This window comes from Albimonas pacifica (genome assembly GCF_900113695.1).
GTDB lineage: Bacteria > Pseudomonadota > Alphaproteobacteria > Rhodobacterales > Rhodobacteraceae > Albimonas > Albimonas pacifica.
In genome coordinates this window covers 114,246-138,458 of the sequence record NZ_FOQH01000010.1, presented here as the reverse complement: position 1 = coordinate 138,458, position 24,213 = coordinate 114,246, and the positions used below count along the sequence as shown (strand labels likewise).

Here is a 24,213-nt window from a genome sequence, read left to right as displayed (position 1 = left end):
CGGCGGCGGCTCAACTGCGCGCGGACCGGATTTCAGGGAGGAGCCACGATGGCGGATTTCGCGCCGCGCAACCCGGAGTGGGATCGCCAGATCCGCGAGGTCTTCGCCTCGAACGCGATGATGCGGCACCTGGAGATCACGCTCGACGAGATGGCGCCGGGGACGGTGAGCGTGCGGGCGCCGATCTCGGCGAACGTCACCCAGCACCATGGCTACGCCCATGCGGGGCTGGCCTTCGCCATGGGCGACAACGCCCAGGGGATGGCGGCCTATTCCCTGATCGAGCCGGGCCAGGGGATCGTGACCATCGAGATGAAGATCAACCTGCTGGCCCCCGCCGTCGGCGAGAGCCTGGTCGCCCGCGGCTTCGTCGAGCGCGCCGGGCGGCGGGTGATCGTCACCCGCGGCGAGGTGGCGGCGCTGAGCGGGGGGCGCGAGAAGGTCGTGGCGCTGATGCTCGGCTCGATGGCGGTGGTCTGAGCGGGCCGGGGGTCAGCCCTTCGGGTCGGCGGGCGGATCGGCGCGGGGGCGATCCTCGTCCTGGAACAGGATCCGGGCGGCGTCGCCCTCGAGGTCGCGGTACTGGCCGCGCCTGAGCGACCACAGGAAGGCCGCGAGGCCGAGCCCGCCCAGCACCAGCGAGGCGGGGATGGTGGCGAGCAGGATGGTCATGCGGGACCTCCGGTTGCGGGGGGAGCGCCGAGGGCCTCGCCGGCCGCCTCGGCCGCGCGGCCGGCGCGGCGCATGCGCAGGGCGTTCAGGGTCACCACGATCGAGGAGCCCGACATCGCCAGCGCCGCGATCAGCGGCGTGACGAAGCCGAAGGCCGCGAGCGGCACCGCGCAGGCGTTGTAGAGGGCGGCGAAGGCGAAGTTCTCGAACACCCGGGCCTTGGCCGCGCGGGCGACGTCCAGCGCCACCACCACCGGGTTCAGCCGGGAGCCGGCGAGCGCCATGCCGGCCGCGGCGCGGGAGACGTCGGCGGCGGAGGCCGGGGAGATCGAGGCGGCGGCGGCGGCCAGCGCCGGCGCGTCGTTGATCCCGTCGCCGACCATCAGCACGGTGCGGCCCTCGGCCGCCAGGGCCTCCAGCGCGGCGACCTTGTCGGCGGGGGTCGCGCCGGCGCGCCAGCGGGCGATGCCGGCCTCGGCCGCGGCGCGCGCCACGGCGGCCTCGGCGTCGCCGGAGATCAGGCGCACCTCGAGGCCGCGGGCCTGGAGGGCGGCGACGGTGGCGGCGGCGTCGGGGCGCAGCGGATCCTCGAAACCGAAGCGGACGGGGGCCTCGTCGCCCAGCCGCAGCCAGACGGCGGAGCCGGCGTCGGCGGCGGCCTCGGCCCCGCACCAGTCGGCGCGGCCGAGGCGGGCGGGGCGGCCGTCGATCTCGCCCTCGACGCCGCAGCCGGGGACTTCCTTGAGGGCGGTCGCCGGGGCGGCGGGGAGGCCGCGGGCCTCGGCGGCGGCGGCCAGCGCCTTCGAGAACGGGTGGCGGGAGACCTGGGCCAGGGCGCGGGCGGCGGACCAGAGGGCGGGGGCCTCGGGCGCCTCGACCAGGGTGGGCTCGCCGGTGGTCAGCGTGCCGGTCTTGTCGAAGACGGCGACGTCGACGTCGGCGAGCCGCTCCAGCGCCGCGCCGTCCTTGAGGAAGATGCCGGCGCGGAACAGGCGGCCGCCGGCGGCGGCGTGGACCGCAGGGGCGGCGAGGCCCAGGGCGCAGGGGCAGGTGATGATCAGCACCGCCGCGGCGATCAGGACGGCGTCGCGCAGGTCGAGGCCCGCCAGCAGCCAGCCGGCGAAGGTGACGGCGGCGGCGAGATGGACGATGGGAACGTAGAGCTTCGCGGCGCGAAGGGCCCAGTCGACGTAGCGGGTGCGCGCGCCCTCGGCGGCCTGGATCATCCGCGCGATGCCGGCGAGCGCGGTGTCGTCGCCGGTCGCCGTCGCCTCGACCAGCAGGGGGGCGGAGAGGTTGAGGACGCCGGCGTGGATCTCGGCCCCGATGGCGGCGGGCTCGGGGCGGCTCTCGCCGGTGATCATCGAGCGGTCGAGGTCGGAGGCGCCCTCGATCACCCGGCCGTCGGCGGGGGCGCGCTCGCCGGCGGCGACCTCGATCCGGTCGCCGGGGCGCAGGTCCTCGACGGCGACGACGCGGCGGAGGCCGCCCTCGCCCACCACGGTGGCGGAATGGGCCTGCAGGCCGCCGAGCTCGGCCGCGGCGAGGCGGGCGTGGCGCCGCGCGCCGTGGTCGAGGACCCGGCCGAGCAGCAGGAAGAAACAGAGCGACACGGCGGCGTCGAAATAGGCGTGGGTCCCGCTCTCGGTCACCTCGAACAGGCTGACGCCGACGGCGAGGATCAGGGCCAGCGAGATCGGCACGTCCATGTTGACGTGCCCGTGGCGCAGCACGCCGAGCGCCGAGCGGAAGAAGGGCACGCCCGCGAAGGCGGTGGCGGGCAGCGCGATCAGGGCCGAGACCCAGTGCAGCAGGTCGCGGGTCGCGTCCGTGGCCCCGGACCAGACCGCCACCGACAGCAGCATCACGTTCATCGCCGCGAAGCCGGCGACGGCGAGGCGGGCGAGCAGGTCGCGCCCCTCGCCGTCGCGCTCGGCGTCGTGCATGGCCCGCGCGTCGAAGGGGCGGGCGGGGTAGCCGAGGCGCGACAGCGCCTCGACCACGTCCTCGGGCTCGGCCCGGGCGGGGTCGTAGGTGGCGGAGACGCGGCGCAGGCTCAGGTTCACGCGGGCGGAGCGCAGGCCGGGGGTCTTCGGCAGCGCCTCCTCGATGCGCTGGATGCAGGCGGCGCAGTGCACGCCCGGAACGAGGAGGTCGAGGCGCTTCAGCCCCTCGCCCGCGTCGGAGACGAAGCGGGCGAGGCCGCCGGTGCGCGCGAAGCCGACCGCCGCCCCGGTGGGGCAGCAGGCGCCGGGCGTCGACCACTCGGGCTGGCCGGGGGCCGCGCCGGAGGCGCGGGGGAGAGGTTCGGCGAGGCTCACCCGTCGCTCCCGGGCGCGGGGGCGGCGTCCTCGGCGGCGACGTAGATCTCGTCGGTGATGTGGTAGCGGTCCTCGCCGCGGCGCGCGTCGATCTCGACCCGCCACATGCCGGCCCCGAGGGGCAGGCGGGTGGCGTAGGCCCCGCGCAGCCCGGGCTCCGGGGCGAGGCCCAGCTCCCGGTCCTGCTGGAGGGTGGCGGGGCGGCCCACCACCGCGGTGACGGCGAGACCGTCGAGCGGCGCGCCGTCGGGGCCGGCGATGCGCACCGTCAGGGCGCCGTCCTCGTAGTCGGAGGCGAAGCGCCAGCCCAGCGCCCGTTCGGCCTTCAGCTCGGCGTCGAAGCGCTGCGCCTCGGCATAGGCGTTGTCGGAGACGAGGCCGGGGAAGCCGCCCACGGCCAGCGTCGCCATGGTCACGTTCACCGCGATGATCACGCCGAAGAAGGCGACCGCGATCATCAGCACCTTGCGCCCGGTCAGCTCGCGGGCGGGCGTCTTCGAAGAGGGAGGGGTCATCGGCGGCGCTCCAGCAGGGTCAGGGGGGAGAGGGGGGCGGTCACGGCCCCCAGTCCCCCGGCTCCGGCGCGAGGAAGAAGGTGTCCACCTGCGCCCGCTCGCGCGTCTGCAGGTCCTCGATCCAGATCTCGACCTCGGCGCGCTCGGTCGGGCGGGCGAAGGGGAGGGTGGTGAGGAACAGGCGCATCTGGCGCAGCTTGTCGGCCTCGACCTGGAACTCCAGCCACTCGAGGCCCTGGATCTCCGCGGTCAGCGGCAGGTCGGAGCGGAAGGAGAGCACGAAGTCGTGGGGCTCCTGGTTCTGGTTGGCCACCTTGATGGTGTAGCCGTTGCGGATCGCGCCGTCGGAGAGGACGACGAAGGTCGGGTTGCGGTCGCGCGCCACGGTCAGGTCGATCGAGTCGCGCATGAACAGCGACACCATCATGCCCACGCCGATCGCGGACCACATCACGAAGTAGAGGATCGTGCGCGGGCGCAGGATGCGCTTGACCAGCGGGATCGGGGCGGCGCCCCTGGTCTCGATCTCCTCGTCCTGGAGGGTGACGTAGTCGATCAGGCCGCGGGGCTTGCCGACCTTGGCCATCACGTCGTCGCAGGCGTCGATGCACAGCGCGCAGGTGATGCAGGCGAGCTGCTGGCCGTCGCGGATGTCGATGCCCATCGGGCAGACCGCCACGCAGGCGTTGCAGTCGATGCAGTCGCCGAGATCCGCGTCGGCGTTCTTCTTGCGGTGCTTGCCCCGCGGCTCGCCCCGCCAGGAGCGGTAGCCCACGGTGATGGTCTTGTCGTCCATCATCGCCGCCTGGATGCGGGGCCAGGGGCACATGTAGATGCACACCTGCTCGCGCATGAAGCCGCCGAAGACGAAGGTGGTGGCGGTCAGCACGCCGACCGAGGCGTAGGCGACGAAGGGCGCCTGGCCGGTGAAGAGATCCGACATCAGCGTCGGCGCGTCGGCGAAGTAGAACACCCAGGCGCCGCCGGTGGCGACGGCGATCAGCAGCCAGACCAGCCACTTGGTCGCGCGCAGCCGGGCCTTGCGCGCGTCCCAGCCCTGCTGGTGCAGGCGCACGCGGGCGTTGCGGTCGCCCTCGATCCAGCGCTCGACGGTGATGAAGAGGTCGGTCCACACGGTCTGCGGGCAGGTGTAGCCGCACCAGACCCGGCCGAGCGCCGAGGTGAACAGGAACAGGCCCAGGCCCGCCATGATCAGCAGGCCCGCGACGTAGATGAACTGCTGGGGCCAGATCTCGATCCAGAAGAAGAAGAACCGGCGGTTGGCGAGGTCGACCAGCACCGCCTGGTCCGGCATCGCCGGCCCGCGGTCCCAGCGGATCCAGGGGGTCAGGTAGTAGATCGCCAGGGTCACGCCCATGATCCACCACTTCAGCGTGCGGAAGGTTCCCTTCACGCGGCGCGGGAAGATCGGGACGCGGGCGGCGTAGAGAGACTGGCTCGGGTTTGGGGCCTGGGTGCTCATCTTTCGCCTCGAAACGATTTCGTCGGGGCCCTCATGCGCCCCCGGCGGCGGCGGAACCTTGACGCAGGTCAACGCCGGATGCGGCGTCCTGTCCGCGGACGTCGCGTCGGCCCCGGATCTCACGCGACGGTGATGCGTCGGCGCGGGCCGCGAGGGCGGCCGGGCCCGGCGGGGCGGTCTGCGATTCCCGCATCGCGGGAGGTCGGGGAGAAGTGTAGCCGTCAGGCGGCCGGCGCCAAGACGGCCCGGCGCCGCAAGCGACGCCGGGCCGGCCGGATGCCCGACGATACGCAGCCGGGCGCGCCATGCTGGGGACATGGCCTGGACGTGGAACGCGACGGCCGTCCAGTCGCCGTGCCCCCTGAATGCCCGAAGCCGCCCCGAGTCGCCTTGATGCAGCTCAACCCGAGGCGTGCGGCCGGGTGAACCCGGGGGCGCGGAGCGGGCCGGGGAGCGGCGGCGCGGCGAATCGGGAGGGCGTGGCATCGCCCTGCGGGCGAGTCGTCGGCGGGGCCGGCGGAAGAGCGTCCCGGGGAAGGGATCGGGGCGCGTCCGGAAACACAGCGGCCCGGCGCTGGGGAAAAAGCGCCGGGCCTGTGGAGCCGGTTGGCCGAGCCGATACGCGCTCGGGGCGCCACGCTGGGGACGTGGCTGGAGCCGGATACGCAAGAGCGGCTCGTCGTGCCCGACGCTGGGGTCGTCGCCGCCCACCCCGCCCCCTCTATGCCAGATCGCGGGCCAGAACAGAAACGTTTTTGAATCTAACTATATGCGATCAAATGAGCCCAATATCATTATACGAATTGAAACTATTGCTGATCATGCCCCGGTTCTTCCAAACCAGCCGTCGGCAAGTCGTCGGCTGCAAGAGAAACGCCCGGCCGAGGACGGCCGGGCGCATGATGACTTCAACGTCAACTTGCCGCCGCGCCCCGAAGCGGCGCGGCGGGGGCGCGATCACTGGGCCGCGTCTTCGCCGCCGCCCAGGCCGTGGACGTAGATCGAGACCTGCTTGACCTCGGCCTCGGTCAGGCGGCCGAGCCAGTTGGGCATCACGCCGAAGCGGGCCTCGTGCACCGACTGGGAGATCGCCGCCCGGTCGCCGCCGTAGAGCCAGATGGCGTCGGCGAGGTTCGGGGCCCCCTGCTCCTGCATGCCGCGGCCGTCCTCGCCGTGGCAGGCGGCGCAGTTGTCGAGGAACACCTGCTCCCCCGGGCCTGCCAGCGCGGGGTCCGCGTCGGGGCGCGAGAGGCCGTAGACGTATTCGACCACCTGGTCGATCGCCTCGTCCTCGAGCAGGCCGTCGCGGCCGAAGGCGGGCATCTGCGACCAGCGGGTGTCGGGGTCGGCGTCCCAGCGGATCCCGTGGGAGACGGTCTGCACGATCGCCTCGCGCGTGCCGCCCCACAGCCAGTCGTCGTCGTTGAGGTTGGGATAGCCCACCGCCCCCGCCGCGCCCGAGCCGTGGCACTGCGCGCACCAGGTCTTGAACAGGGCCGAGCCGCCGGCGGTCGCGAACTGCAGAAGCTCGGGGTCCTGGGCGATGGACTCGACGTCCATGGCGGCGATCTTGTCCACGTAGATCGACTGGGCGTCGCGGGCCTCGGCGATGTCCTGCATCACGTCCTGGCGCGAGGAATAGCCCAGCACGCCCCCGGTGGCCGAGGAGATCAGCGGCCAGGCCGGGAAGGCGATGGTGTAGAGCAGCGCCCAGACCACCGTCGCGTAGAAGGTGTAGAGCCACCAGCGCGGCATCGGGTTGTCGAGCTCCTTGATGCCGTCCCACTCGTGTCCGGTGGTGGCGACGCCCGAGAGCTCGTCGACGTCTTTCCTGTCGTGGTCGGCCATGTCAGCGCCCCCCCTCCGTGCGGGGTCCCGTCGTCTTCGGGCCCGAGGCCGGCGCGGCGTCGTAGTCGTCGCGCAGCGGGATCTTCGAGATGTCGCGGTGCAGCTTCCGGGAGCCGGGGCGCAGCGCGAACAGCACGCAGCCGATGAAGAAGCTCATCATCAGCAGCAGCCACCAGCTGTCGGCGAAATGCCGGAGCAGGGTGTAGGTGTCTTCCATCTGTCCCTCCCTCGGCTCAGCGGCTGGTTTCGACTTCGTAGGTCGAGAAGTCGACCATCGTGCCCAGCACCTGCAGATAGGCGATCAGGGCGTCGAGCTCGGTGATCTCGGCCCGGCCGTCGAAGTTGCGGATGTTGGCGCCCGGATAGGCCTCGAGCAGCGCGTCGTAGCGGGCGCTGTCGGGGTCCACCTGGGCCACCACGTCGGCCCGGGCGAAGGCGACGTTGTCCTCGGTGTAGGGCACGCCGACCATGATCTGGGCCGAGAGGTGGTCGCCCACATGCTCGAAGTCGAGCGGCGTCTCGATCAGGTGCGGGTAGGCGGGCATGATCGACTCAGGCACCACCGAGCGCGGGTCCTGCATGTGGTCGATATGCCAGGCGTCGGAATACCGCCCGCCCACGCGGGCGAGGTCCGGCCCGGTGCGCTTGGAGCCCCACTGGAACGGGTGGTCGTACATCGACTCGGCCGCCAGCGAGAAATGCCCGTAGCGCTCCACCTCGTCGCGCATCGGCCGGATCATCTGGGAGTGGCACACGTAGCACCCCTCCCGGATGTAGATGTCGCGGCCCTTGAGCTCGAGCGGGGTGTAGGGGCGCACCCCTTCCACCTTCTCGATGGTGTTCTGCAGGTAGAATAGGGGCGCGATCTCCACCAGGCCGCCGATCGCGACCACGATCAGCGAGCTGACCAGCAGCAGGGTGGCGTTCTTCTCGAGGATCGCGTGCTTGTTGATCAGCTTGCGCTCGGGGAGGATCGCCTCCGGCGCGCCCTCGGTCTTGGGGTTGTCGGGGGCGGTGTCGGTGGTCTTGTCGTCGCTCATGACGCCCTCCTCACTCGGCCGGCACGGCGGCGGGGGCGGGCTCTTTCCGCTCCCCGCGCGTGGCGGTCATCCACAGGTTCCAGCACATGATGATCGCGCCGGCGAGGAACATCAGGCCGCCGAGCGCCCGGATGATGTAGTAGGGGTGAAGCACCGCGACCGTGTCGGCGAAGGAGTTCACCAGGAAGCCGAGGCTGTCGTACTCGCGCCACATCAGGCCCTGGGTGATGCCCGACACCCACATCGACGCGGCGTAGAGCACGATGCCCAGCGTCGCGAGCCAGAAGTGCCAGTTCACCGCCGAGAGGCTGTAGAGGTTCTTCTTGTTCCACAGGCGCGGCACCAGGAAGTAGAGCGCCCCGAAGGTGATCATGCCGTTCCAGCCCAGCGCGCCGGAGTGGACGTGGCCGATGGTCCAGTCGGTGTAGTGGCTCAGCGAGTTCACGGCCTTGATGGACATCATCGGCCCCTCGAAGGTCGACATGCCGTAGAAGCCCACCGAGATGGTCAGCATCCTGAGCACCGGGTCGGTGCGCAGCTTGTCCCAGGCGCCCGAGAGGGTCATCAGGCCGTTGATCATGCCGCCCCACGACGGCATCCACAGCATGATCGAGAACACCATGCCCAGCGTCTGCGCCCAGTCGGGCAGCGCGGTGTAGTGCAGGTGGTGCGGCCCCGCCCAGATGTAGAGGAAGATCAGCGCCCAGAAGTGGATGATCGACAGCTTGTAGGAGTAGACCGGCCGCTCGGCCTGCTTGGGGATGAAGTAGTACATCATCCCCAGGAAGCCCGCGGTCAGGAAGAAACCCACGGCGTTGTGGCCGTACCACCACTGGGTCAGCGCGTCCTGCACGCCCGAGAAGGCCGAGTAGCTGACCGAGCCGAAGACCGAGACCGGGATCGCCAGGTTGTTGACCACGTGCAGCATCGCGATGGTCACGATGAAGGCGAGGAAGAACCAGTTGGCGACGTAGATATGCGGCTCCTTGCGCTTGATCAGCGTGCCGAGGAAGACCGCGAGATAGGCGACCCAGACGACCGTGATCAGGATGTCCACGTACCAGGTGGGCTCGGCGTATTCCTTGCCCTGGGTGCCGCCGAGCACGTAGCCCGAGGCGGCGAGCACGATCACCGTCTGCCAGCCCCAGAACACGAACCAGGCGAGGTTGCCGCCCCACAGCCGCGTCGCGCAGGTGCGCTGCACGATGTAGAACGAGGTGCAGATCAGGGCGTTTCCGCCGAAGGCGAAGATCACGCCGGAGGTGTGCAGCGGCCGCAGCCGGCCGAAGGTGGTCCAGGGCAGGTCGAGGTTCAGCAGCGGGAAGGCGAGCTGGAGGGCGATGACCACCCCCACCAGGAAGCCCACGATCCCCCAGCCCGCGGTGGCGATGACGCCGGCGCGGATCACGTCGTCCATGTATTCGGACTCGGCGCCCCCGGCGGGGACGGGCTTCTCCTCGCCCACGCCGCGCAGGATCCACAGGAACATGCCCGCCGAGACCAGCAGGACGATCAGCGCGTTGACCTGGTAGGCGAGGTCACGCGCGAAGCTCGCGGCGACAAGCGCCAGAACGGCGATCACGGCGAGCGCGAGAAGTTTGAATGTCGAGGCCAATGTCCCCTCCTTCGCCGTGCTTGCGACGGCCTTCCGGTCGGACCCCGAACCGGGGCTCCGCATGGCGGTCCTCATCGGCGAAGGGTCCCGCCTCCGCCTTGATCCATATCAACGCCGTTTCCGGGAGCGATCGGTCCCGGGGCGCAACCGTCGAAAACCGAGACGGTTTCCGCCCCTCCACGATACAGCATCGTGGCTTTAACGCACTGTTAAACTTACGTCATTGTTTCGGGAGGCGCGCCGAACGGCCCCCGGCCCGGCCGCCCCGGGCGCGGCGCATCGGCCGCGGAGAGCGCGTTTTCCGGCGCGGCGCGCCGCCGCAGGACCTTGCGGCAGGGGCTTTCGGCCCCCACCCGGCCGGACGGCAGGCGCTCCGGCCGGGGGGCCGGGAGGAGGGTCGGGGGAGTCGGCCTCCACGGCCCCGCTCGCGCGAGCCGCGCGGGCGGGTCCTGGCCGACAGGGGATCGGGGTTGGCCGGTCTTCGCCGGGCCGCAGGGTCCGGGCGCTTCGGGTCCGCCGGGACCCGGCGTCAGACCGCGGCGAGCTCTCCGCCCGCGGCTTCCTCGAGCGCTTCCCAGCTCGGGATCAGCAGGTGGCGGGCGTCGATCAGCTCGATCACGCCGGATTTCTTGAGGGCGCCGATCTGGCGGCTGACCGTCTCGATGGTCAGGCCCAGGAAGTCGGCCATGTCCTCGCGCGTCAGGGGCAGTTCGATCAGGATGCCGTCCATCGGGCGGCGACGCTCCAGCCGCAGGGCGCGCTGGGCGGCCATGATCATGAAGGAGCACAGCTTCTCCTGCGCCGACTTGCGGCCCAGGAGCACCATCCACTCGCGCGCCGAATCGAGCTCGTCGAGCGTCATCTCCAGCAGGCGCTGCTCCAGCGCGGGGGTTTCGCGCAGGGTCGTCTCGAATTGCGGGCGATTGAACGCGCAGACCCGCAGGTCGGTGACGGCCACGTAGTCGAAGGGCGAGACCGGGCTGAACGGCCGGCCCACGAGGTCGCCGGGGAACAGCAGCCCCACAACCTGGCGGCGACCGTCGGACAGGATGCGCGACATCGAGGCCACGCCCTCGACCACGGTGCCCATGAAGGCGGCGCGCTCGCCCATCTCAAGCAGGCGATCGCCGGCCTTGTAGCTCTTGTAAGTCTTTATGTTGGTGAGGAAGTCCAGCTCGGGCGCGGAACAATCGGAACAGACCGCGTGCTGTCGGATGGCGCAGTCGAGGCAGTGTCCCCGAGCCCGGATGTCAGGCGCTCCCGTAGTCGCCGCATGCAGCATTGCTTTCATAAAACAACAGTCCGCCGATTCAGGAGTCGCGTCAACGGGATCGGAGATGGTTCTTAGACGAGAACGATTTTTTTTGAATGCGACGGCGGCCCGCAGGCCCGATCCGGTCCCCGCGGCCCCCCCCCGTCCGCCCATTCGCCGCAGTGCAGCGTCAAACTTTCGCGTGCAACTCAGGGGCCTGGGTTGCTATCAATCCGGTTGGGATGTGAATGGCGTGATGCGGACGTCGCGGGCGGATCGGGGGATCCAGGGGACCGCGGCGAAGCGAAAGGTGGACGCGGTGGACGACTATCCGGGGAACCGTAAGGACGATGCGCGCCGCGGCGCGGACCTGCCGGAAGGACTGAGACGCGCGGTGAGCGAGCCCGCTCCCCCGCCGCCCGACGACGAGGTCGACATCGGCGCGCTTGTCCAGTCGGTCTGGCAGCGCAAGTGGGTCGTGGCCGCCTTCGGCTTCGGCTTCGCGATCCTGGCGATGGCGATCGCCTACTGGCTGACGCCGCGCTACACCGCCACCTCGGTGGTGATGCTCGACCGCAGCCAGTCCAACATCATCGACGTCGAGGCGGTGACCTCCGGCCTCGGGCAGGACTACTACACCATCCTCGCCCAGCGGCAGGTGCTGTTGTCGCGCGCGCTGGCCGAGCGCGTGGTCGACGCGATGGACCTGCAGAACGACCCCTATTTCAACCCGATGCTGGTCGAGGAGGAGGACCCGAGCCTGGTCGCCTCGATCCTGTTCGGGGGCATCGAGCTGCTGAAGACCACGGTGCGCGGCGCCGTCACCGAGGAGACCGAGGGCCCGACCCTGCGCGACACGCTGGGCGCGGACTACTGGGGCCGCAAGCTCGCGGTCGACACGCTGCTGCGCTCGCTCGAGGTGCAGTCGGTTTCCGACACCTACGTCTATTCGCTCTCGGTCACCACCGAGAGCCCGATCCAGGCCACCGACATCGCCAACCGGATGGCGGAGCTCTACATCACCGACCAGCTCGAGACCAAGTTCGAGGCCACCCAGGCCGCGACCGAGTGGCTGTCGGACCGCGTCGCCCAGCTTCGCGTCGAGGTGGAGGAGGCCGAGGCCGCGGTGGAGGCCTACAACTCCTCCTCCACGCTGATCTCCGAGGCGACGCTGGCCAACACCAACCGCCAGCTCAAGGAGCTGCGCGAGCGGCGCGACGAGATCGTGCGCCAGCAGACCGTGGGCGACCGCGAGCCGGAGCTGCGCGCGATGCTCGAGCAGGGCGACTACGCCGGCTTCGCCGAGGTGGTGAACCTGCCGCGCCTGTCCTCGCTGGCCCAGAACATCGAGACGGCCGAGGGCGACGAGCGCGCCGCGCTGGTGCAGACCTTCGAGGTGCTCGCCAGCCGCCTGGTCGACCAGGCCGGCATCGAGCGCGAGCGCGCCGAGAGCCAGCGCGCCAACATCTCCGCCTCGATCGACGAGCTGGAGCGCCAGCTGGCGAGCCAGACCGAGGACGTGGTCGAGCTGCGCCAGCTTGAGCGCGAGGCCGAGGCCACCCGCCGCATCTACGAGCAGTTCCTGCGCCGCCTGAACGAGACCTCCGTGCAGGAGGGCACCCAGCAGGCCGACGCAAGGGTGCTGTCGGAGGCGGTGGTGCCGCTGATCCCCAGCTTCCCGCAGAAGACCCTGATCGTGCTGATCGCCGGCTTCCTGGGCGGCGTGGTCGGCATCGCCTACGTGATGGTGATCGAGCAGATGAACAGCGCCTTCCGCTCCTCGGAGGAGCTGGAGAAGGCGACCGCCCTGCCGGTCATGGGCCAGATCCCCGTGGCCCCGGTGCGTCTGCGCAAGGGCCTGCTGGACTACGCGGTGGAGCGGCCCTCCTCGGCCCTGGTCGAGGCGATCCGCAACCTGCGCACCGGCGTGATGCTGGCCAACATCGACCGGCGGCCGGAGCTGATCATGCTCACCTCCACCCTCCCCAAGGAGGGCAAGACCACCTGCTCGCTGCTGCTCGCGCAGAATGCGGCCGGGCTGGGCAAGAAGGTGCTGCTGATCGAGTGCGACCTGCGCCGCCGCACCTTCCGCACCTATTTCCCGGGCGCGCCCAAGGTCGGCATGATGTCGATCCTGTCGGGCGACAAGACCTGGGACGAGGTCGTCTACCACGACGAGCGCACCGGCCTCGACGTGATCATGGGCGAGGAGACCAAGGTCAACGCGGCCGACGTCTTCCACTCGCAGCGGTTCCAGGACTTCCTGGCCGAGGCGCGCCGGCGCTACGACTTCGTGGTGATCGACACGCCCCCGGTGATGGCGGTCCCCGACAGCCGCGTGATCGCGCCGATGGTGGATGCGGTGATCTACTGCGTTCGCTGGAACTCGACCCACAAGGACATGGTCCGCGCGGGCATCGCCCAGTTCACCCAGATCGGGATCGGCATCTCCGGCCTGGCGCTGACGCAGATCAACCTCAAGAAGATGGCCCGCTACGGCTACGGCGGCTACAACTACTACTACTACAAGTCGTACAACCGGTATTACCTCAACTGAGGTCCCGGCCCGGGCCGACCGGCTTCGGGACGGCGAAAGACCCCGGGCCCCGTCGCGACGCGACGGGGCCCGATCCGTTTCCGGGCGGCGCCCCGGTCCGCCCCTCCAGCCCCGCGAGGAGACATGCAGGGACGCGTCGCGATCGTCGGCTACGGCTCGCTGATCTGGGACCTCGAGATCCTGGCCCCCTGGGTCGAGGGCCCGTGGCGGATGGGCGGCGGCCCGGCCCTGCCGCTGGAGTTCTCGCGCGTGTCGCCCAAGCGGCGGATGGGGCTGGTGGTCTGCGTGGACCCGGTCCACGGCGCCCCCTGCCCCAGCCACGCCATCGCCTCGCGCCGCGAGGACGTCGAGGAAGCGCGCGCCGATCTCGCCGCGCGGGAGCGCGCGCCGCTCGCGCGGATCGGGATGGCGTGCCTGCGCTCCGGCCGGCGGGAGGGGCGCATCGCCGGCGCCGTCGCCGCCTGGGCCGAGGCGCAGGGCCTGGCGGGCGCGGTGTGGACCGAGCTCGACCCGAATTTCGCCGAGCACGCCGGCCGCCCCTTCGACTTCGAGGCCGGCGAGGCCTGGCTGCTGGCGCTGGCGGGCGAGGACCGCGACGAGGCGGTGCGCTACATCGCCAACGCCCCCGCCGCCACCGACACGCCCTTCCGCCGCCGGCTGGCCGCGCGGCCCTGGTGGCGGGCCGAGGCGGCCCGCGTCGCCGCCCTGGACGCCGCCGCCGGCGCGCCCTGGGCGAGCGCGGGCCGCGCCGCGCCGCCCCCGCTCGCCGGCCGCCCGCCCCGGTCCTGACCCGGGGCCGCCCCGTCGCGGGCCTCGGGGCGCCGGGCGCCCTCAGGCGGCCTTGGAAAAATCCTCGGCCAGCAGCGCGGCGACGCCCATCAGGATCAGCGCCGCCATGGCGAGGTTGAACAGCCGCAGCCGCCAGCCGCGGCCCAGGAACCGTCCCATCACCGCGCCGAAGGCCGCCCAGGCGTGGGTCGAGAGCAGCCCCGCCGCCGCGAAGACCGCCGCCGCCGCCAGCGCGTGACGCACCGGCGAGGCGGCGTCGACGAAGGGCGCGGCGATGCCCAGCGCCATCACCCAGGCCTTGGGGTTCACCCACTGGAAGGCCGCCGCCTGCACGAAGCTCCACGGCCGGGCGCCGTCCTGCGCCGGCGCCGCGGGCCCTTCGGCCGGGCCGGCCGGGCGCGCCGAGGCGATCTTCCACGCGAGCCAGGCCATCAGCGCCGCCCCGCCCCAGCGCAGGGTCTCGCGCAGGACCTCGCTTTGCTGGAAGGCCTGGCCGACGCCCAGCGCCACGCAGAACACCATCAGCGGAAAGCCCAGCGCCACGCCGCGGGCATGGGGCAGCGTGGCCCGCAGCCCGAAGCGCGCCCCCGAGGCGGAGAGCAGCGCGTTGTTCGGCCCCGGCGTGAAGGTCGCCGCCAGCGCCAGCGCGGCCAGCGCGGCGAGGTTCTCGAAGCCGATGGTCGCTCCGGTGGTGTCCATGGTCCCGGCCTCCTGCAGCCGCTTGCGTCAGCCTTGCTGACCTGCCTGGCGAGACCATCCGGCGCAGATCGTCTCCAGGCAAGCGACGGATCGTGATGCCCCCGATCACCGTCGCCTATCGCGCCCCCTGCTTCCGACGGTCCCCCGGCCCCACGCCGCCCCCGCCTCCGGCGTCGCTCCCCCCGCCCCCGGCCGGAGCCGGCCCGGCCGCCGGCGCGGAACGAGGCGGAGAGGCGGAGAGGCGGAGAGGCGGAGAGGCGGAGAGGCGGAGAGGCGGAGAGGCGGAGAGGCGGAGAGGCGCCTGCCTCGACCGGCCGCCGCGCGTCAAGACGAAAACCGTCGCCGCCTGCGCGCCGCCGCCTGGGCGCCGCCGCCCGCGACCGGCCCCGCGCCGGGGCGCTCGGGCGGGCCGCCTCGGGCGCGCAGCGCCCGACAGGTCCGTCCGGGCGGCCGCGGCCGGGCGCCCCGCAACCGGCCGGCGGCCCCCGAGACGACGCGCGCGCGGGACAGCCCGGCAGGGCGGCGGCGGCGGGCGCTTCGGGGATCCCGGTCGACGCCGCGCGGCGCCGGAGGGGCGCTCAGGCGTCGAGCATCTCGCCGCGGGTGGCCTGGAAGTCGGAGCGGACCCACTGGTCCTCGAGCGCCGCGAGGCGGCGGCCCAGCGCCGGGCCCGGCTTCATGCCGCGGGCCACCAGGTCCTGGGCCTGCACCGGGAAGGTCGCCGTGGCCCCGCGGGCCACGTCGCGGCCCAGCGTGCGGGGCGGCGGCGTGCCGGTGGCCGCGGCGCGCAGCAGCGCCGCGTCGCGGGCGGCCTCGGCCCCGTGGCGATAGGCGACCTGGGCCACCGGCGCGTCGCTCTCCATCGCCCGGCGCGTCGCCTCCAGCGCGCGCAGGTCGGCGCGCGACAGGCGCATCAGGTCGACGGCGGCCTTCGGCTCCACCCCCATCGCCAGCAGGCGGCGCTTCCAGTCGGGCAGCGGGGCGGCGCGCGCCTCCATCGCCGCCAGCGGCGCGATCTGTTGCGCATCCGCCCCCGGCAGCACCCGGCCCAGCACCCCGCAGGCCGCCATGGCGCAGAGCGCGGGGCCCGGATCCTCGGCCCCCAGCAGCTTGCGCAGCTCCGCGCCCACGCGCTCCTTGGGCAGGGTCTCGACGCCCTCGGCCTGCGCGGCGCAGGCGGCGAGGCCCTCCTCGTCGATGCCCCGCCAGGCGTCGCCGTAGAGGGCGTGGAAGCGGAAGAAGCGCAGGATGCGCAGGTAGTCCTCGCGGATCCGCGCCGTCGCGTCGCCGATGAAGCGCACCCGGCGCAGGGCGATGTCGCCCAGCCCCGTGCCCAGCGGGTCGGTCACCACCCCCTCGGCGTCGGCGTAGAGCGCGTTGATGGTGAAGTCGCGCCGGGCGGCGTCCTGCGCGAGGTCGGCGCCGAAGGCGACCGTGGCGCGGCGGCCGTCGGTCTCGACGTCGCGGCGGAAGGTGGTGATCTCGAAGCCGCGGTTGGAGAGCACGGCGGTCACCGTGCCGTGCTCGATGCCCGTCGGCACGGTGCGTATGCCGGCCTCGGTCAGCAGGCGGCGGACCTCGGCGGGCTCGGCGTCGGTGGCCATGTCGAGGTCGCCCACCGGCCGGCCCAGCAGCGCGTCGCGCACGCAGCCGCCCACGAACAGCGCCCGGGCGCCGCCGGCGGCGAGCGCGCCGATCACCTGGCGCGCGGCGCGGTCGTCGAGCCACGCGCCCTCGACCCGCAGGGGCGCGGCGGTCTCGGCGTCCGGGCGGGCCGGACGCACGGAATCGTCGTCGATGGTCACCGGGGCCGGCCCGTCGGCCAGCCGCACGCCGGTTCGGTCACGACTCATCCCCCCAGCTCGTCGTCCGCCGCGACGGAGGCGATGCGCTCGGACAGCCCGACCAGCATCCGCGCCGTCGCCCCCCAGATGTAGCGCCCCTCCCACGGCATTGCATAGAAAAACCGCCGCTGGCCCTGGTAGAGCCGGCTCTCGCGCAGGTGGTTGGCGGGGTTCATCAGGAAGGCGAGCGGCGGCTCGAAGACCTCGGCGACCTCGCCCGGGTCGGGGCGGGCGACGAAGCCCGCGTCGATGAAGCCCACGAAGGGGGTGACCGAGAAGCCGGTGACCGTCTCGTGCCCGTCGATCTCGCCGACCACGTCGACGGCGTCGGGGGAGAGGCCGATCTCCTCGTCCGCCTCGCGCAGGGCGGCGTGGAGGAGGCTCGCGTCCCCCGCCTCGAAGCCGCCGCCGGGGAAGGCGACCTGGCCCGCGTGCTTGCGCAGGTGGTCGGCGCGGCGGGTCAGCACCACCCGCAGCCCGGCGCCGTCGTCGCGGTCGACCAGCGCGCAGAGCACGCCCGCCTGGCGCAGCGGGGCGGCGGGGGCGTCGGGGCGCACCACGTGGGGGTTGAGGTCGAAGTCCGAGCTCGCCCCCCGGCGACCGCGCAGCACCGCCTCGCGCACCAGGTCGGGCGTGAGGGGGACGGCGGGGCGGGGATCGGGGGCGGGAGCGGCGTGGCGGGTCATCCGCAGGGAATTGGGGCCAAAAGCGGGCCGAGGCAAGGGCGGATGCATCCGCCGCGACGGCAGGGCCCTGCGCGGGCCGTCCCGGAGCGCCTCCACGGCCCGCCGGAGGACGCGCCGCCGGGGGCCCGCATCCCCGGCGCGCGCGGGTGGGCGGGCGGGGCGTGCGCCGGGGATGCGGGCCTGCGCGCGACGTCTGCGCACGGGGCGGGCGCCGTCACGCGCCCGGCCCGGAGGCGGTCGATGGCCTGCCGCCGACCGCTCAGAGGACCTCCCGCGCCGGCGCCTGGGCGCGGGCCGCGAGAGGCCCCGGGTCGAGCCCGGGGCGCCTGTGGGGGGGAGCGTCGCGCGGTCCCTCCGGCCGAGGCGGCCGGGGGGAAGGGGTGGAGGGTCCAGGGGCCGGGGGTCAGCCGGCGGCGGCGGCTTCGCCCTGGGCGCGGGCCTGGGAGAGGGTCTGGACGGGGGTCAGCGCCTCGGGGTCCACGACCAGCTCGATCAGGTAGGGGACCGGGCTCGCCATGGCGCGGGCCAGCGCCGCGGGGAACTGGGCGGTCTCGGTCACCTGCTCGCCCTCGCCGCCGTAGGCCCTGGCGAGCATCACGAAGTCCGGGTTGACCAGGTCGGTGGCGATGGTGCGGCCGGGGTGGTGACGCTCCTGATGCATGCGGATGGTGCCGAACATGCCGTTGTTGACCACGAGGCTGATCAGCTTGGCGTTCTGCTGGCGGGCCGTCGCCAGCTCCTGCGCGGTCATCAGGAAGCAGCCGTCGCCGCCCATGGCGATCACCGTCTTGCCCGGCTGGGTGATGGCGGCCGAGACCGCCGCCGGCACGCCGTAGCCCATGGAGCCGGAGGTGGGCGCAAGCTGCGTGCCGTGCCGGCGCAGGGTGCGGAACTTGTGCAGCCAGATCGTGTAGTTGCCCGCGCCGTTGGAGATGATCGCGTCGTCCGGCAGGACCCGGTTCAGCTCGGTCATCACCGCGCCCATGTCGAGGGCGAAGGGGCTTTCGGGCGGGGTCGAGAAGGCCTCGAACGCCTTGCGCAGAACCGCCACGCCGGGGGTCTGCCCGCCGCGGGGGGCGAGGGAGGCGGCGGCCTCGAGGAAGGCGGCGGAGGTGCAGGCGAAGCTCAGGTCGGGGCTGTAGACCGCGCCCAGCTCCTCCGGCCCCGGGTGCACCTGCACCAGCTTCTGCTTCATCACCGGGATCGAGAACAGCTCGTAGCCCTGCGAGGCGATCTCGCCCAGCCGCGAGCCGAGGTTCAGGACCAGGTCGCACTCCTCGCGGATCCACTTCAGCAGGGCGGGATTGGCGCCGATGCCCAGCGTGCCGCAGAAGTTGGGATGGGCGTTGTCCATGTAGTCCTGGCGGCGGAAGGCGGTGACGACCGGCAGGCCCTGCGCCTGCGCGAAGGCGGCCGCCGCGTCGGCGGTCGCCTGGGACCATCCGGGGCCGCCGATCACCATCAGCGGGGCCTTGGCGGCGGCGAGCATCTCGCCGACCTTCGCCACGTCGGCGGGGGCGGCCGAGGGCGGGGTCCAGGGCTTCAGGTCGTGGACGCGGGCCTGGTCCGAGAGGGTCTCCTCGGGCAGGGCCAGGACCACCGGGCCGGGGCGGCCGGACATGGCGACGGCCCAGGCGCGGCCGATGAACTCGGGGATGCGCTCGGCGCTCTCGATCTGGGCGACCCATTTGGCCATGGGGCCGAACATCTGGCGGTAGTCGATCTCCTGGAACGCCTCGCGGGCGAAGTGATCGCGGGAGACCTGGCCCACGAACAGGATCATCGGCGTCGAGTCCTGGAAGCCGGTGTGCAGCCCGTTGCAGCCGTTGGTGGCGCCGGGGCCGCGGGTGACGGCGGCGATGCCGGGCTTGCCGGTCAGCTTGGCGTGCGCCTCGGCCATGTTGGTGGCGCCGCCCTCGTGCCGGCAGGCGACGGTGCGGATGGCGTTGGCGTGGTCGTGCAGCCCGTCGAGCAGGCCCAGGAAGCTCTCGCCCGGGACGCAGAACACCGTGTCCGCGCCGAGGATCGCCAGCTGGTCGGCGAGGATCTTCCCCCCGTGGCGCAGCGGCGGCAGGTCGGGCTGGGCGGGAGCGACGGCATCGGTCATGGGGGGGTCTCCAAAGGATCGGCGGCCCCTGCTTAGCGCGCCCGCGCGGCCCCGGCAAAGGGCGCGTGACCGGATCGGACGCAGCGTCACGGTCGTGTCACGGCGAATCGTTTCATCTGCCGACGTCTGGCGTAGGAGGCCGGGAGTTCGAGCGGCGTGTCCCGGCGAGGCGTGGAGAAAGCGTATCGGTTCCGGGCCCGTTGGCGGCCCGCGTGGAGTGTTCCTGAATTTGCGTGCGCGTGTCGTCGTCCGCGGCGGGGCTCCCTCGGCCCCGCCCGTTCGGCGTCCGGGGCCCCTCATGCGGGAGGGGCCGCGTCCGGCCTGCGGCGGCGGGGCGCGTCCGTCGCGCTCGCGCCTGCGGGCCGGGGGCGCCATGATCCCCCGATGACCCGACCCCGACTGACCTTCTGGTTCGAGTTCGCCTCGACCTATTCCCATCTCGCCGTGCAGCGGGCCGAGGCGCTGGCCGACGCGCGCGGCGTGGCGCTGGACTGGCGTCCGATCCTGCTGGGCCCGATCTTCGCGGCGCAGGGCTGGACGACCTCGCCGTTCAACCAGCTGCCGGTGAAGGGCGCCAACATGTGGCGCGACATGGAGCGCCAGGCCGAAAAGCTGGGCCTGCCCCCGATCGTGCGCCCCGATCCGTTCCCGCAGAACAGCCTGCTGGCCGCCCGCGTCGCCACGACGCTGGCGCCCGAGACCCGGCCCGCCTTCGCGCGCGAGGTGTTCCTGGCCGAGTTCGCCCGCGGCGAGACCATCGCCGACCCCGCCGTGATCGGCCGGGCGCTCGCCGCCGCGGGCCAGCCGGTGGAGAGCGTGCTGGAGCTCGCCGCCGAGCCCGAGGCCAAGGCCGCGCTCCGCGCCGCCACCGAGGAGGCGCAGGCGCTGGGGGTCTTCGGCGCCCCGACCTTCACCACCGCCGACGGCGAACTGTTCTGGGGAAACGACCGGTTCGAGGACGCCCTGGACTGGGCCCTGGCCCGCGGCTGAGAGAGCGGGCCGGACGCGCCGGCCCGCGGACCGCTCAGTGGCGGAAGTGGCGCATCCCGGTGAAGACCATGGCGAGGCCGGCCTCGTCGGCGGCCGCGATCACCTCGGCGTCGCGCATCGAGCCGCCGGGCTGGATCACCGCCGTCGCCCCGGCCTCGGCCGCGGTCAGCAGGCCGTCGGCGAAGGGGAAGAAGGCGTCGGAGGCGACGACCGAGCCCTTTGCGGGGCTTTCGGCCAAGCCCAGGGTCTTCGCCATGTCCTCGGCCTTGCGGGCGGCGATGCGGGTGGAGTCGACGCGGCTCATCTGCCCCGCGCCCACGCCGACCGTCGCCCCGTCGCGGGCGTAGACGATGGCGTTCGACTTCACGTGCTTGGCGACCTTCCAGGCGAAGAGCAGGTCGGCCATCTCCGAGGACGTGGGCTTGCGCTTGGTCGCCACGGTCAGCGCGCCGGGGTCGAGCCGGCCGTTGTCGCGGTCCTGCACCAGGAAGCCGCCCGCCACCTGGCGGAAGCTGGTGGTCGGCGCGCCCACGTCGGGCAGGCCGCCGGTGGTCAGCAGGCGCAGGTTCTTCTTGGCGGCGAAGATCGCCTCGGCCTCGGGCGTGACCGAGGGGGCGATGACCACCTCGGTGAAGATCTTGGCGATCTCGGCCGCGGTTTCGGCGTCGAGCTCCATGTTCAGGGCCACGATGCCGCCGAAGGCGGAGGTGGAGTCGCAGGCGAGCGCGCGGGCCCAGGCCTCGGCCGGGCTCGCCCCCTGGGCCACGCCGCAGGGGTTGGCGTGCTTGACGATCACGCAGGCGGGGCCGTCGGCGGGATCGAACTCGGCCACGCATTCGAAGGCGGCGTCGGTGTCGTTGATGTTGTTCCAGCTCAGCTCCTTGCCCTGGAGCTGCCGGGCGGTCGCCACCCCCGGGCGGTTCGAGCCGGTGGTGTAGAAGGCGGCCTTCTGGTGGGGGTTCTCGCCGTAGCGCAGGGTCTGGGCGAGCGTGCCGGCGAAGGCGCGGCGGCGGGGCGCGGTCTCGCCGGCGTGGTCGGCCATCCAGGCGGAGACGGCGGCGTCGTAGGCGGCGGTGCGCGCATAGGCGGTGGCGGCGAGGCGCGTGCGCAGGGTGGGGGTGGTCCCGCCCTCGGCGATGGCCTCGAGCAGGGGGGCGTAGTCCTCGGGGTCGGTGACCACGGCCACGAAGGCGTGGTTCTTGGCGGCGGCGCGGATCATCGCGGGGCCGCCGATGTCGATGTTCTCGATGCACTCGTCAGGGCCGGCGCCCGACGCCACCGTCGCCTCGAACGGGTAGAGGTTCACCACCAGCAGGTCGATGGGCAGGATGCCGTGCTCGGACATCGCCGCGACGTGGCCGGCGTCGTCGCGCAGCGCCAGCAGGCCGCCGTGGACCTTGGGGTGCAGGGTCTTGACGCGGCCGTCCATCATCTCGGGGAAGCCGGTCAGCTCCGACACGTCGCGCACCGGCAGGCCGGCGTCGCGGATCGCCTTCGCGGTGCCGCCGGTGGAGACCAGCTCCGTGCCGGCCTCGTGCAGGGCGCGGGCGAGGTCGGTCAGCCCGGTCTTGTCCGAGACGGACAGCAGGGCGCGGCGGACGGGGAGGCGGGCGTCGGTCATGGCGGGGCTCCGGCTGGGACGGGCGGCGGCCAGGGGGTCGCCGGGCAGGCGGCGCGGTCTTAGCGAAGACGGCGCGGCAAGGCCAGCGAACGCGAGGTCGCGCGCTACAGCGCCAGGACCAGGAGCAGCGCGAGGCCGGAGACGAACGCCCAGGCCAGCGCCCCCAGCGCCAGGGGCCGCAGGCCGACGGCGCGCAGGCGGGCGAGGTCGATCTCGCAGCCCATCGCCGCCAGCGCCGTGGTCAGCAGGACGGCCGCGGTCTCGGCCAGCGCGGCGGAGGCGGCGGGGGGGAGGGAGACCGCGGAGTTCAGCGCGGCGGCGGCGACGAAGCCCAGCACGAACCAGGGCGCCGGCGGGCGGGCGGCCCCCGGCTCGGCCCGGCGCAGGGCCGCGAGGGACAGGACCAGGGGGGCCAGCAGCATCACCCGGGCGAGCTTCGCCACGGTCGCCGACTGGCCCGCCGCGTCGCCCAATGCAAAACCGGCGCCGGCGGCCTGGGCGACCTCGTGCACGCTGGCGCCGACCCAGAGGCCGTAGTCCGGGGCGGCGAGGCCGAGGGGGCCGGCCAGCAGCGGGAACAGCAGCATCGACAGCGTGCCGAAGACGGTGACGCAGGCGATGGCGAAGGCCACGTCCTCGTCCCGCCCGCGGGCGACGGCGTTGACGGCCATCACGGCGGAGGCGCCGCAGACGGCGGTGCCGGCGGCGATCAGCTCGGCCAGGCGGCGGTCGACGCCCAGCGCCCGGCCGGCGGCTTTGGTGAAGACGAAGGTCAGGCCGAGGGTGGCGGCGATGGCCGCGAGCCCCGGCGCGCCGACCTGCGCGAGGTCGCCCAGCGTCAGGCGGAAGCCGAGCAGCACGATCCCCAGCCGCAGCAGCGTGCGCATCGCCAGCGCCAGCCCCGGCGCCGCCGCCGCCGGCACGCCGCCGAGATTGCGCAGCGCGATGCCGGCGACCAGCGCCAGGACCATCGGGCTCAGCGCCCCGATCCCCGACAGGCGCTGCGCCGCCATCGCCCCCAGCGCCAGCGCGGCGACGAGGCCGAGGCCGGGGGCGAGGGCCGCCGCCCGCGCGGGGAGGCGCGCGGCGCGGGGCGGTCGGGAGGGGGCGGCGAGGGGGCGGGACATGGGGTCTCTGCACCGGGGGTTTCGGGGGCTGCGGGCGATGGGGAGAAGATCGGGGCGCGACGTCCTCAAGTCCAATCGATTGGTCTTGGCAGATCGATCGGAAACGTCGATCATTTGGGCATGACGCTGGAGCAGTTGCGCATCTTCCTCGCCGTGGCCGAGCGCGGGCACATGACCCGCGCGGCGGAGGCGTTGCACCTGACCCAGTCGGCGGTCTCGGCGGCGGTGTCGGCGCTGGAGCGGCGCCACGGGGTCAGGCTCTTCGACCGGATCGGGCGGGGGATCGCGCTGACCGAGGAGGGGCGCGGCTTCGTCGCCTCGGCCCGCGCGGTGCTGGCGCAGGCGGAGGCGGCGGAGCTGCTGCTGGCCGATCTCGCGCAGCGCCCACGGGGGCGGCTGCGGCTGCGGGCCAGCCAGACGGCGGCGAGCCACTGGCTGCCGGCCCGGCTCGCGGCCCTGCGGCGGCGGCACCCGGAGGTGGAGATCGCGCTCGCCATCGGCAACACCGCCGAGGCGGCCCGGGCGGTCGAGGAGGGGGCGGCGGACCTCGGCTTCGTCGAGGGGCCGCTGCCGGCCTCGGACCTGCGGCGGCAGGTGGTGGCGCGCGACGAGCTGGTGCTGGCGGTGGGGCTGGACCACCCAGCGGCCTCGGGGGCGATCCGGGGGCAGGACTACCGCCGGTGGGCCTGGGCGCTGCGGGAGGCGGGCTCGGGCACGCGCGCGGAGGTCGAGGCGCATTTCGCGGGCCTGGGGCTGACGGTGGCGGACCTGCAGGTGGCGCTTGAGCTGCCCTCGAACGAGGCGGCGCTGGCGGCGGCGGCGGAGGGGGGCTGCGCCACGATGCTCTCCCGCCGGGCGGTGGGGCCGGCGCCCGAGGCGCGGGGCCTGGCGCTGCGCCGGGTCGACTGGGCGCCGCGGCCGGAACGGGCCTTCGCGGTCCTCTCCCATCCCCGGCGGCGCCGGACCCGGGCGGTGGAGGCGCTGCTGGGGATCATCGAGGAGATGCGGGAGACGGGGGACTGAGGGCGCGGCGAGCGCATGGGCGGC

Annotated in this window: 20 protein-coding genes; 5 read left to right on the top strand and 15 right to left on the bottom strand. The window is 73.3% G+C overall.

Annotation, left to right across the window (positions count from 1 at the left end):
• The first annotated feature begins 48 nt into the window (after window positions 1-48).
• Complete coding sequence (locus BM064_RS20960; RefSeq protein WP_092863405.1) at window positions 49-480, top strand: PaaI family thioesterase; 432 nt, start codon at window positions 49-51, stop codon at window positions 478-480.
• Between the two features lie 12 nt (window positions 481-492).
• On the opposite strand, the gene ccoS is transcribed toward BM064_RS20960, so the two are convergent.
• The 9 genes from ccoS to BM064_RS20915 all read right to left on the bottom strand — a co-directional run bounded on the left by ccoS (window position 493) and on the right by BM064_RS20915 (window position 10,776).
• Window positions 493-672 (bottom strand): cbb3-type cytochrome oxidase assembly protein CcoS, encoded by a 180-nt coding sequence (gene ccoS / locus BM064_RS20955; protein WP_092863402.1) that lies wholly within the window; start codon window positions 670-672, stop codon window positions 493-495.
• Window positions 669-2,993 (bottom strand): heavy metal translocating P-type ATPase, encoded by a 2,325-nt coding sequence (locus BM064_RS20950; protein WP_143103404.1) that lies wholly within the window; start codon window positions 2,991-2,993, stop codon window positions 669-671. Before BM064_RS20950 ends, ccoS begins: the two co-directional genes overlap by 4 nt.
• Complete coding sequence (locus tag BM064_RS20945) at window positions 2,990-3,508, bottom strand: FixH family protein (RefSeq protein ID WP_092863396.1); 519 nt, start codon at window positions 3,506-3,508, stop codon at window positions 2,990-2,992. The genes BM064_RS20950 and BM064_RS20945 overlap by 4 nt, the downstream gene beginning before the upstream one ends.
• A gap of 40 nt (window positions 3,509-3,548) precedes the next feature.
• On the bottom strand, window positions 3,549-4,991 hold the full coding sequence (gene ccoG, locus BM064_RS20940) for a cytochrome c oxidase accessory protein CcoG (protein WP_092863392.1): 1,443 nt from the start codon (window positions 4,989-4,991) through the stop codon (window positions 3,549-3,551).
• Between the two features lie 957 nt (window positions 4,992-5,948).
• Window positions 5,949-6,839 (bottom strand): cytochrome-c oxidase, cbb3-type subunit III, encoded by an 891-nt coding sequence (ccoP, locus tag BM064_RS20935; RefSeq protein ID WP_092863389.1) that lies wholly within the window; start codon window positions 6,837-6,839, stop codon window positions 5,949-5,951.
• A gap of 1 nt (window position 6,840) precedes the next feature.
• Window positions 6,841-7,056, bottom strand: coding sequence for a cbb3-type cytochrome c oxidase subunit 3 (locus tag BM064_RS20930; RefSeq protein ID WP_092863386.1), 216 nt, complete (start codon window positions 7,054-7,056; stop codon window positions 6,841-6,843).
• A 16-nt stretch (window positions 7,057-7,072) separates the two neighbouring features.
• Window positions 7,073-7,879 carry a cytochrome-c oxidase, cbb3-type subunit II gene (ccoO, locus tag BM064_RS20925; RefSeq protein ID WP_092863383.1) on the bottom strand — a complete coding sequence of 269 codons (807 nt, stop codon included), beginning with the start codon at window positions 7,877-7,879 and terminating at the stop codon, window positions 7,073-7,075.
• Between the two features lie 10 nt (window positions 7,880-7,889).
• Window positions 7,890-9,494 carry a cytochrome-c oxidase, cbb3-type subunit I gene (ccoN, locus tag BM064_RS20920; RefSeq protein ID WP_092863380.1) on the bottom strand — a complete coding sequence of 535 codons (1,605 nt, stop codon included), beginning with the start codon at window positions 9,492-9,494 and terminating at the stop codon, window positions 7,890-7,892.
• Window positions 9,495-10,023: 529 nt separating this feature from the next.
• Window positions 10,024-10,776, bottom strand: a complete 753-nt coding sequence (locus BM064_RS20915; RefSeq protein WP_092863752.1) for a Crp/Fnr family transcriptional regulator — start codon at window positions 10,774-10,776, stop codon at window positions 10,024-10,026.
• Window positions 10,777-11,140: 364 nt separating this feature from the next.
• On the opposite strand from BM064_RS20915, the gene BM064_RS20910 reads away from it, so the two are divergent.
• Both BM064_RS20910 and BM064_RS20905 read left to right on the top strand, forming a co-directional pair.
• A complete protein-coding gene (locus tag BM064_RS20910; protein WP_177236354.1) occupies window positions 11,141-13,303 on the top strand; it encodes a GNVR domain-containing protein in 2,163 nt (720 codons plus the stop codon).
• A 123-nt stretch (window positions 13,304-13,426) separates the two neighbouring features.
• Window positions 13,427-14,092, top strand: a complete 666-nt coding sequence (locus BM064_RS20905; protein ID WP_092863374.1) for a hypothetical protein — start codon at window positions 13,427-13,429, stop codon at window positions 14,090-14,092.
• 42 nt (window positions 14,093-14,134) lie between these two features.
• On the opposite strand, the gene BM064_RS20900 is transcribed toward BM064_RS20905, so the two are convergent.
• The 4 genes from BM064_RS20900 to BM064_RS20885 all read right to left on the bottom strand — a co-directional run bounded on the left by BM064_RS20900 (window position 14,135) and on the right by BM064_RS20885 (window position 19,428).
• Entirely contained in the window at window positions 14,135-14,791 is a 657-nt protein-coding gene (locus tag BM064_RS20900) for a LysE family translocator (RefSeq protein ID WP_092863371.1), read from the bottom strand.
• A gap of 578 nt (window positions 14,792-15,369) precedes the next feature.
• A complete protein-coding gene (locus tag BM064_RS20895; protein WP_092863750.1) occupies window positions 15,370-16,536 on the bottom strand; it encodes a CCA tRNA nucleotidyltransferase in 1,167 nt (388 codons plus the stop codon).
• A 104-nt stretch (window positions 16,537-16,640) separates the two neighbouring features.
• On the bottom strand, window positions 16,641-17,321 hold the full coding sequence (locus tag BM064_RS20890) for a CoA pyrophosphatase (protein WP_092863367.1): 681 nt from the start codon (window positions 17,319-17,321) through the stop codon (window positions 16,641-16,643).
• Between the two features lie 403 nt (window positions 17,322-17,724).
• Window positions 17,725-19,428: a thiamine pyrophosphate-binding protein gene (locus BM064_RS20885; RefSeq protein ID WP_177236353.1), complete on the bottom strand. Its 1,704-nt coding sequence runs from the start codon at window positions 19,426-19,428 to the stop codon at window positions 17,725-17,727.
• A gap of 384 nt (window positions 19,429-19,812) precedes the next feature.
• On the opposite strand from BM064_RS20885, the gene BM064_RS20880 reads away from it, so the two are divergent.
• Window positions 19,813-20,418, top strand: a complete 606-nt coding sequence (locus tag BM064_RS20880) for a 2-hydroxychromene-2-carboxylate isomerase (RefSeq protein ID WP_092863364.1) — start codon at window positions 19,813-19,815, stop codon at window positions 20,416-20,418.
• 34 nt (window positions 20,419-20,452) lie between these two features.
• On the opposite strand, the gene purH is transcribed toward BM064_RS20880, so the two are convergent.
• Both purH and BM064_RS20870 read right to left on the bottom strand, forming a co-directional pair.
• Window positions 20,453-22,039, bottom strand: a complete 1,587-nt coding sequence (purH, locus tag BM064_RS20875; RefSeq protein ID WP_092863361.1) for a bifunctional phosphoribosylaminoimidazolecarboxamide formyltransferase/IMP cyclohydrolase — start codon at window positions 22,037-22,039, stop codon at window positions 20,453-20,455.
• 104 nt (window positions 22,040-22,143) lie between these two features.
• On the bottom strand, window positions 22,144-23,166 hold the full coding sequence (locus tag BM064_RS20870; protein ID WP_092863358.1) for a YeiH family protein: 1,023 nt from the start codon (window positions 23,164-23,166) through the stop codon (window positions 22,144-22,146).
• 120 nt (window positions 23,167-23,286) lie between these two features.
• On the opposite strand from BM064_RS20870, the gene BM064_RS20865 reads away from it, so the two are divergent.
• Window positions 23,287-24,189 carry a LysR family transcriptional regulator gene (locus BM064_RS20865; RefSeq protein ID WP_092863355.1) on the top strand — a complete coding sequence of 301 codons (903 nt, stop codon included), beginning with the start codon at window positions 23,287-23,289 and terminating at the stop codon, window positions 24,187-24,189.
• Window positions 24,190-24,213 lie beyond the last annotated feature (24 nt).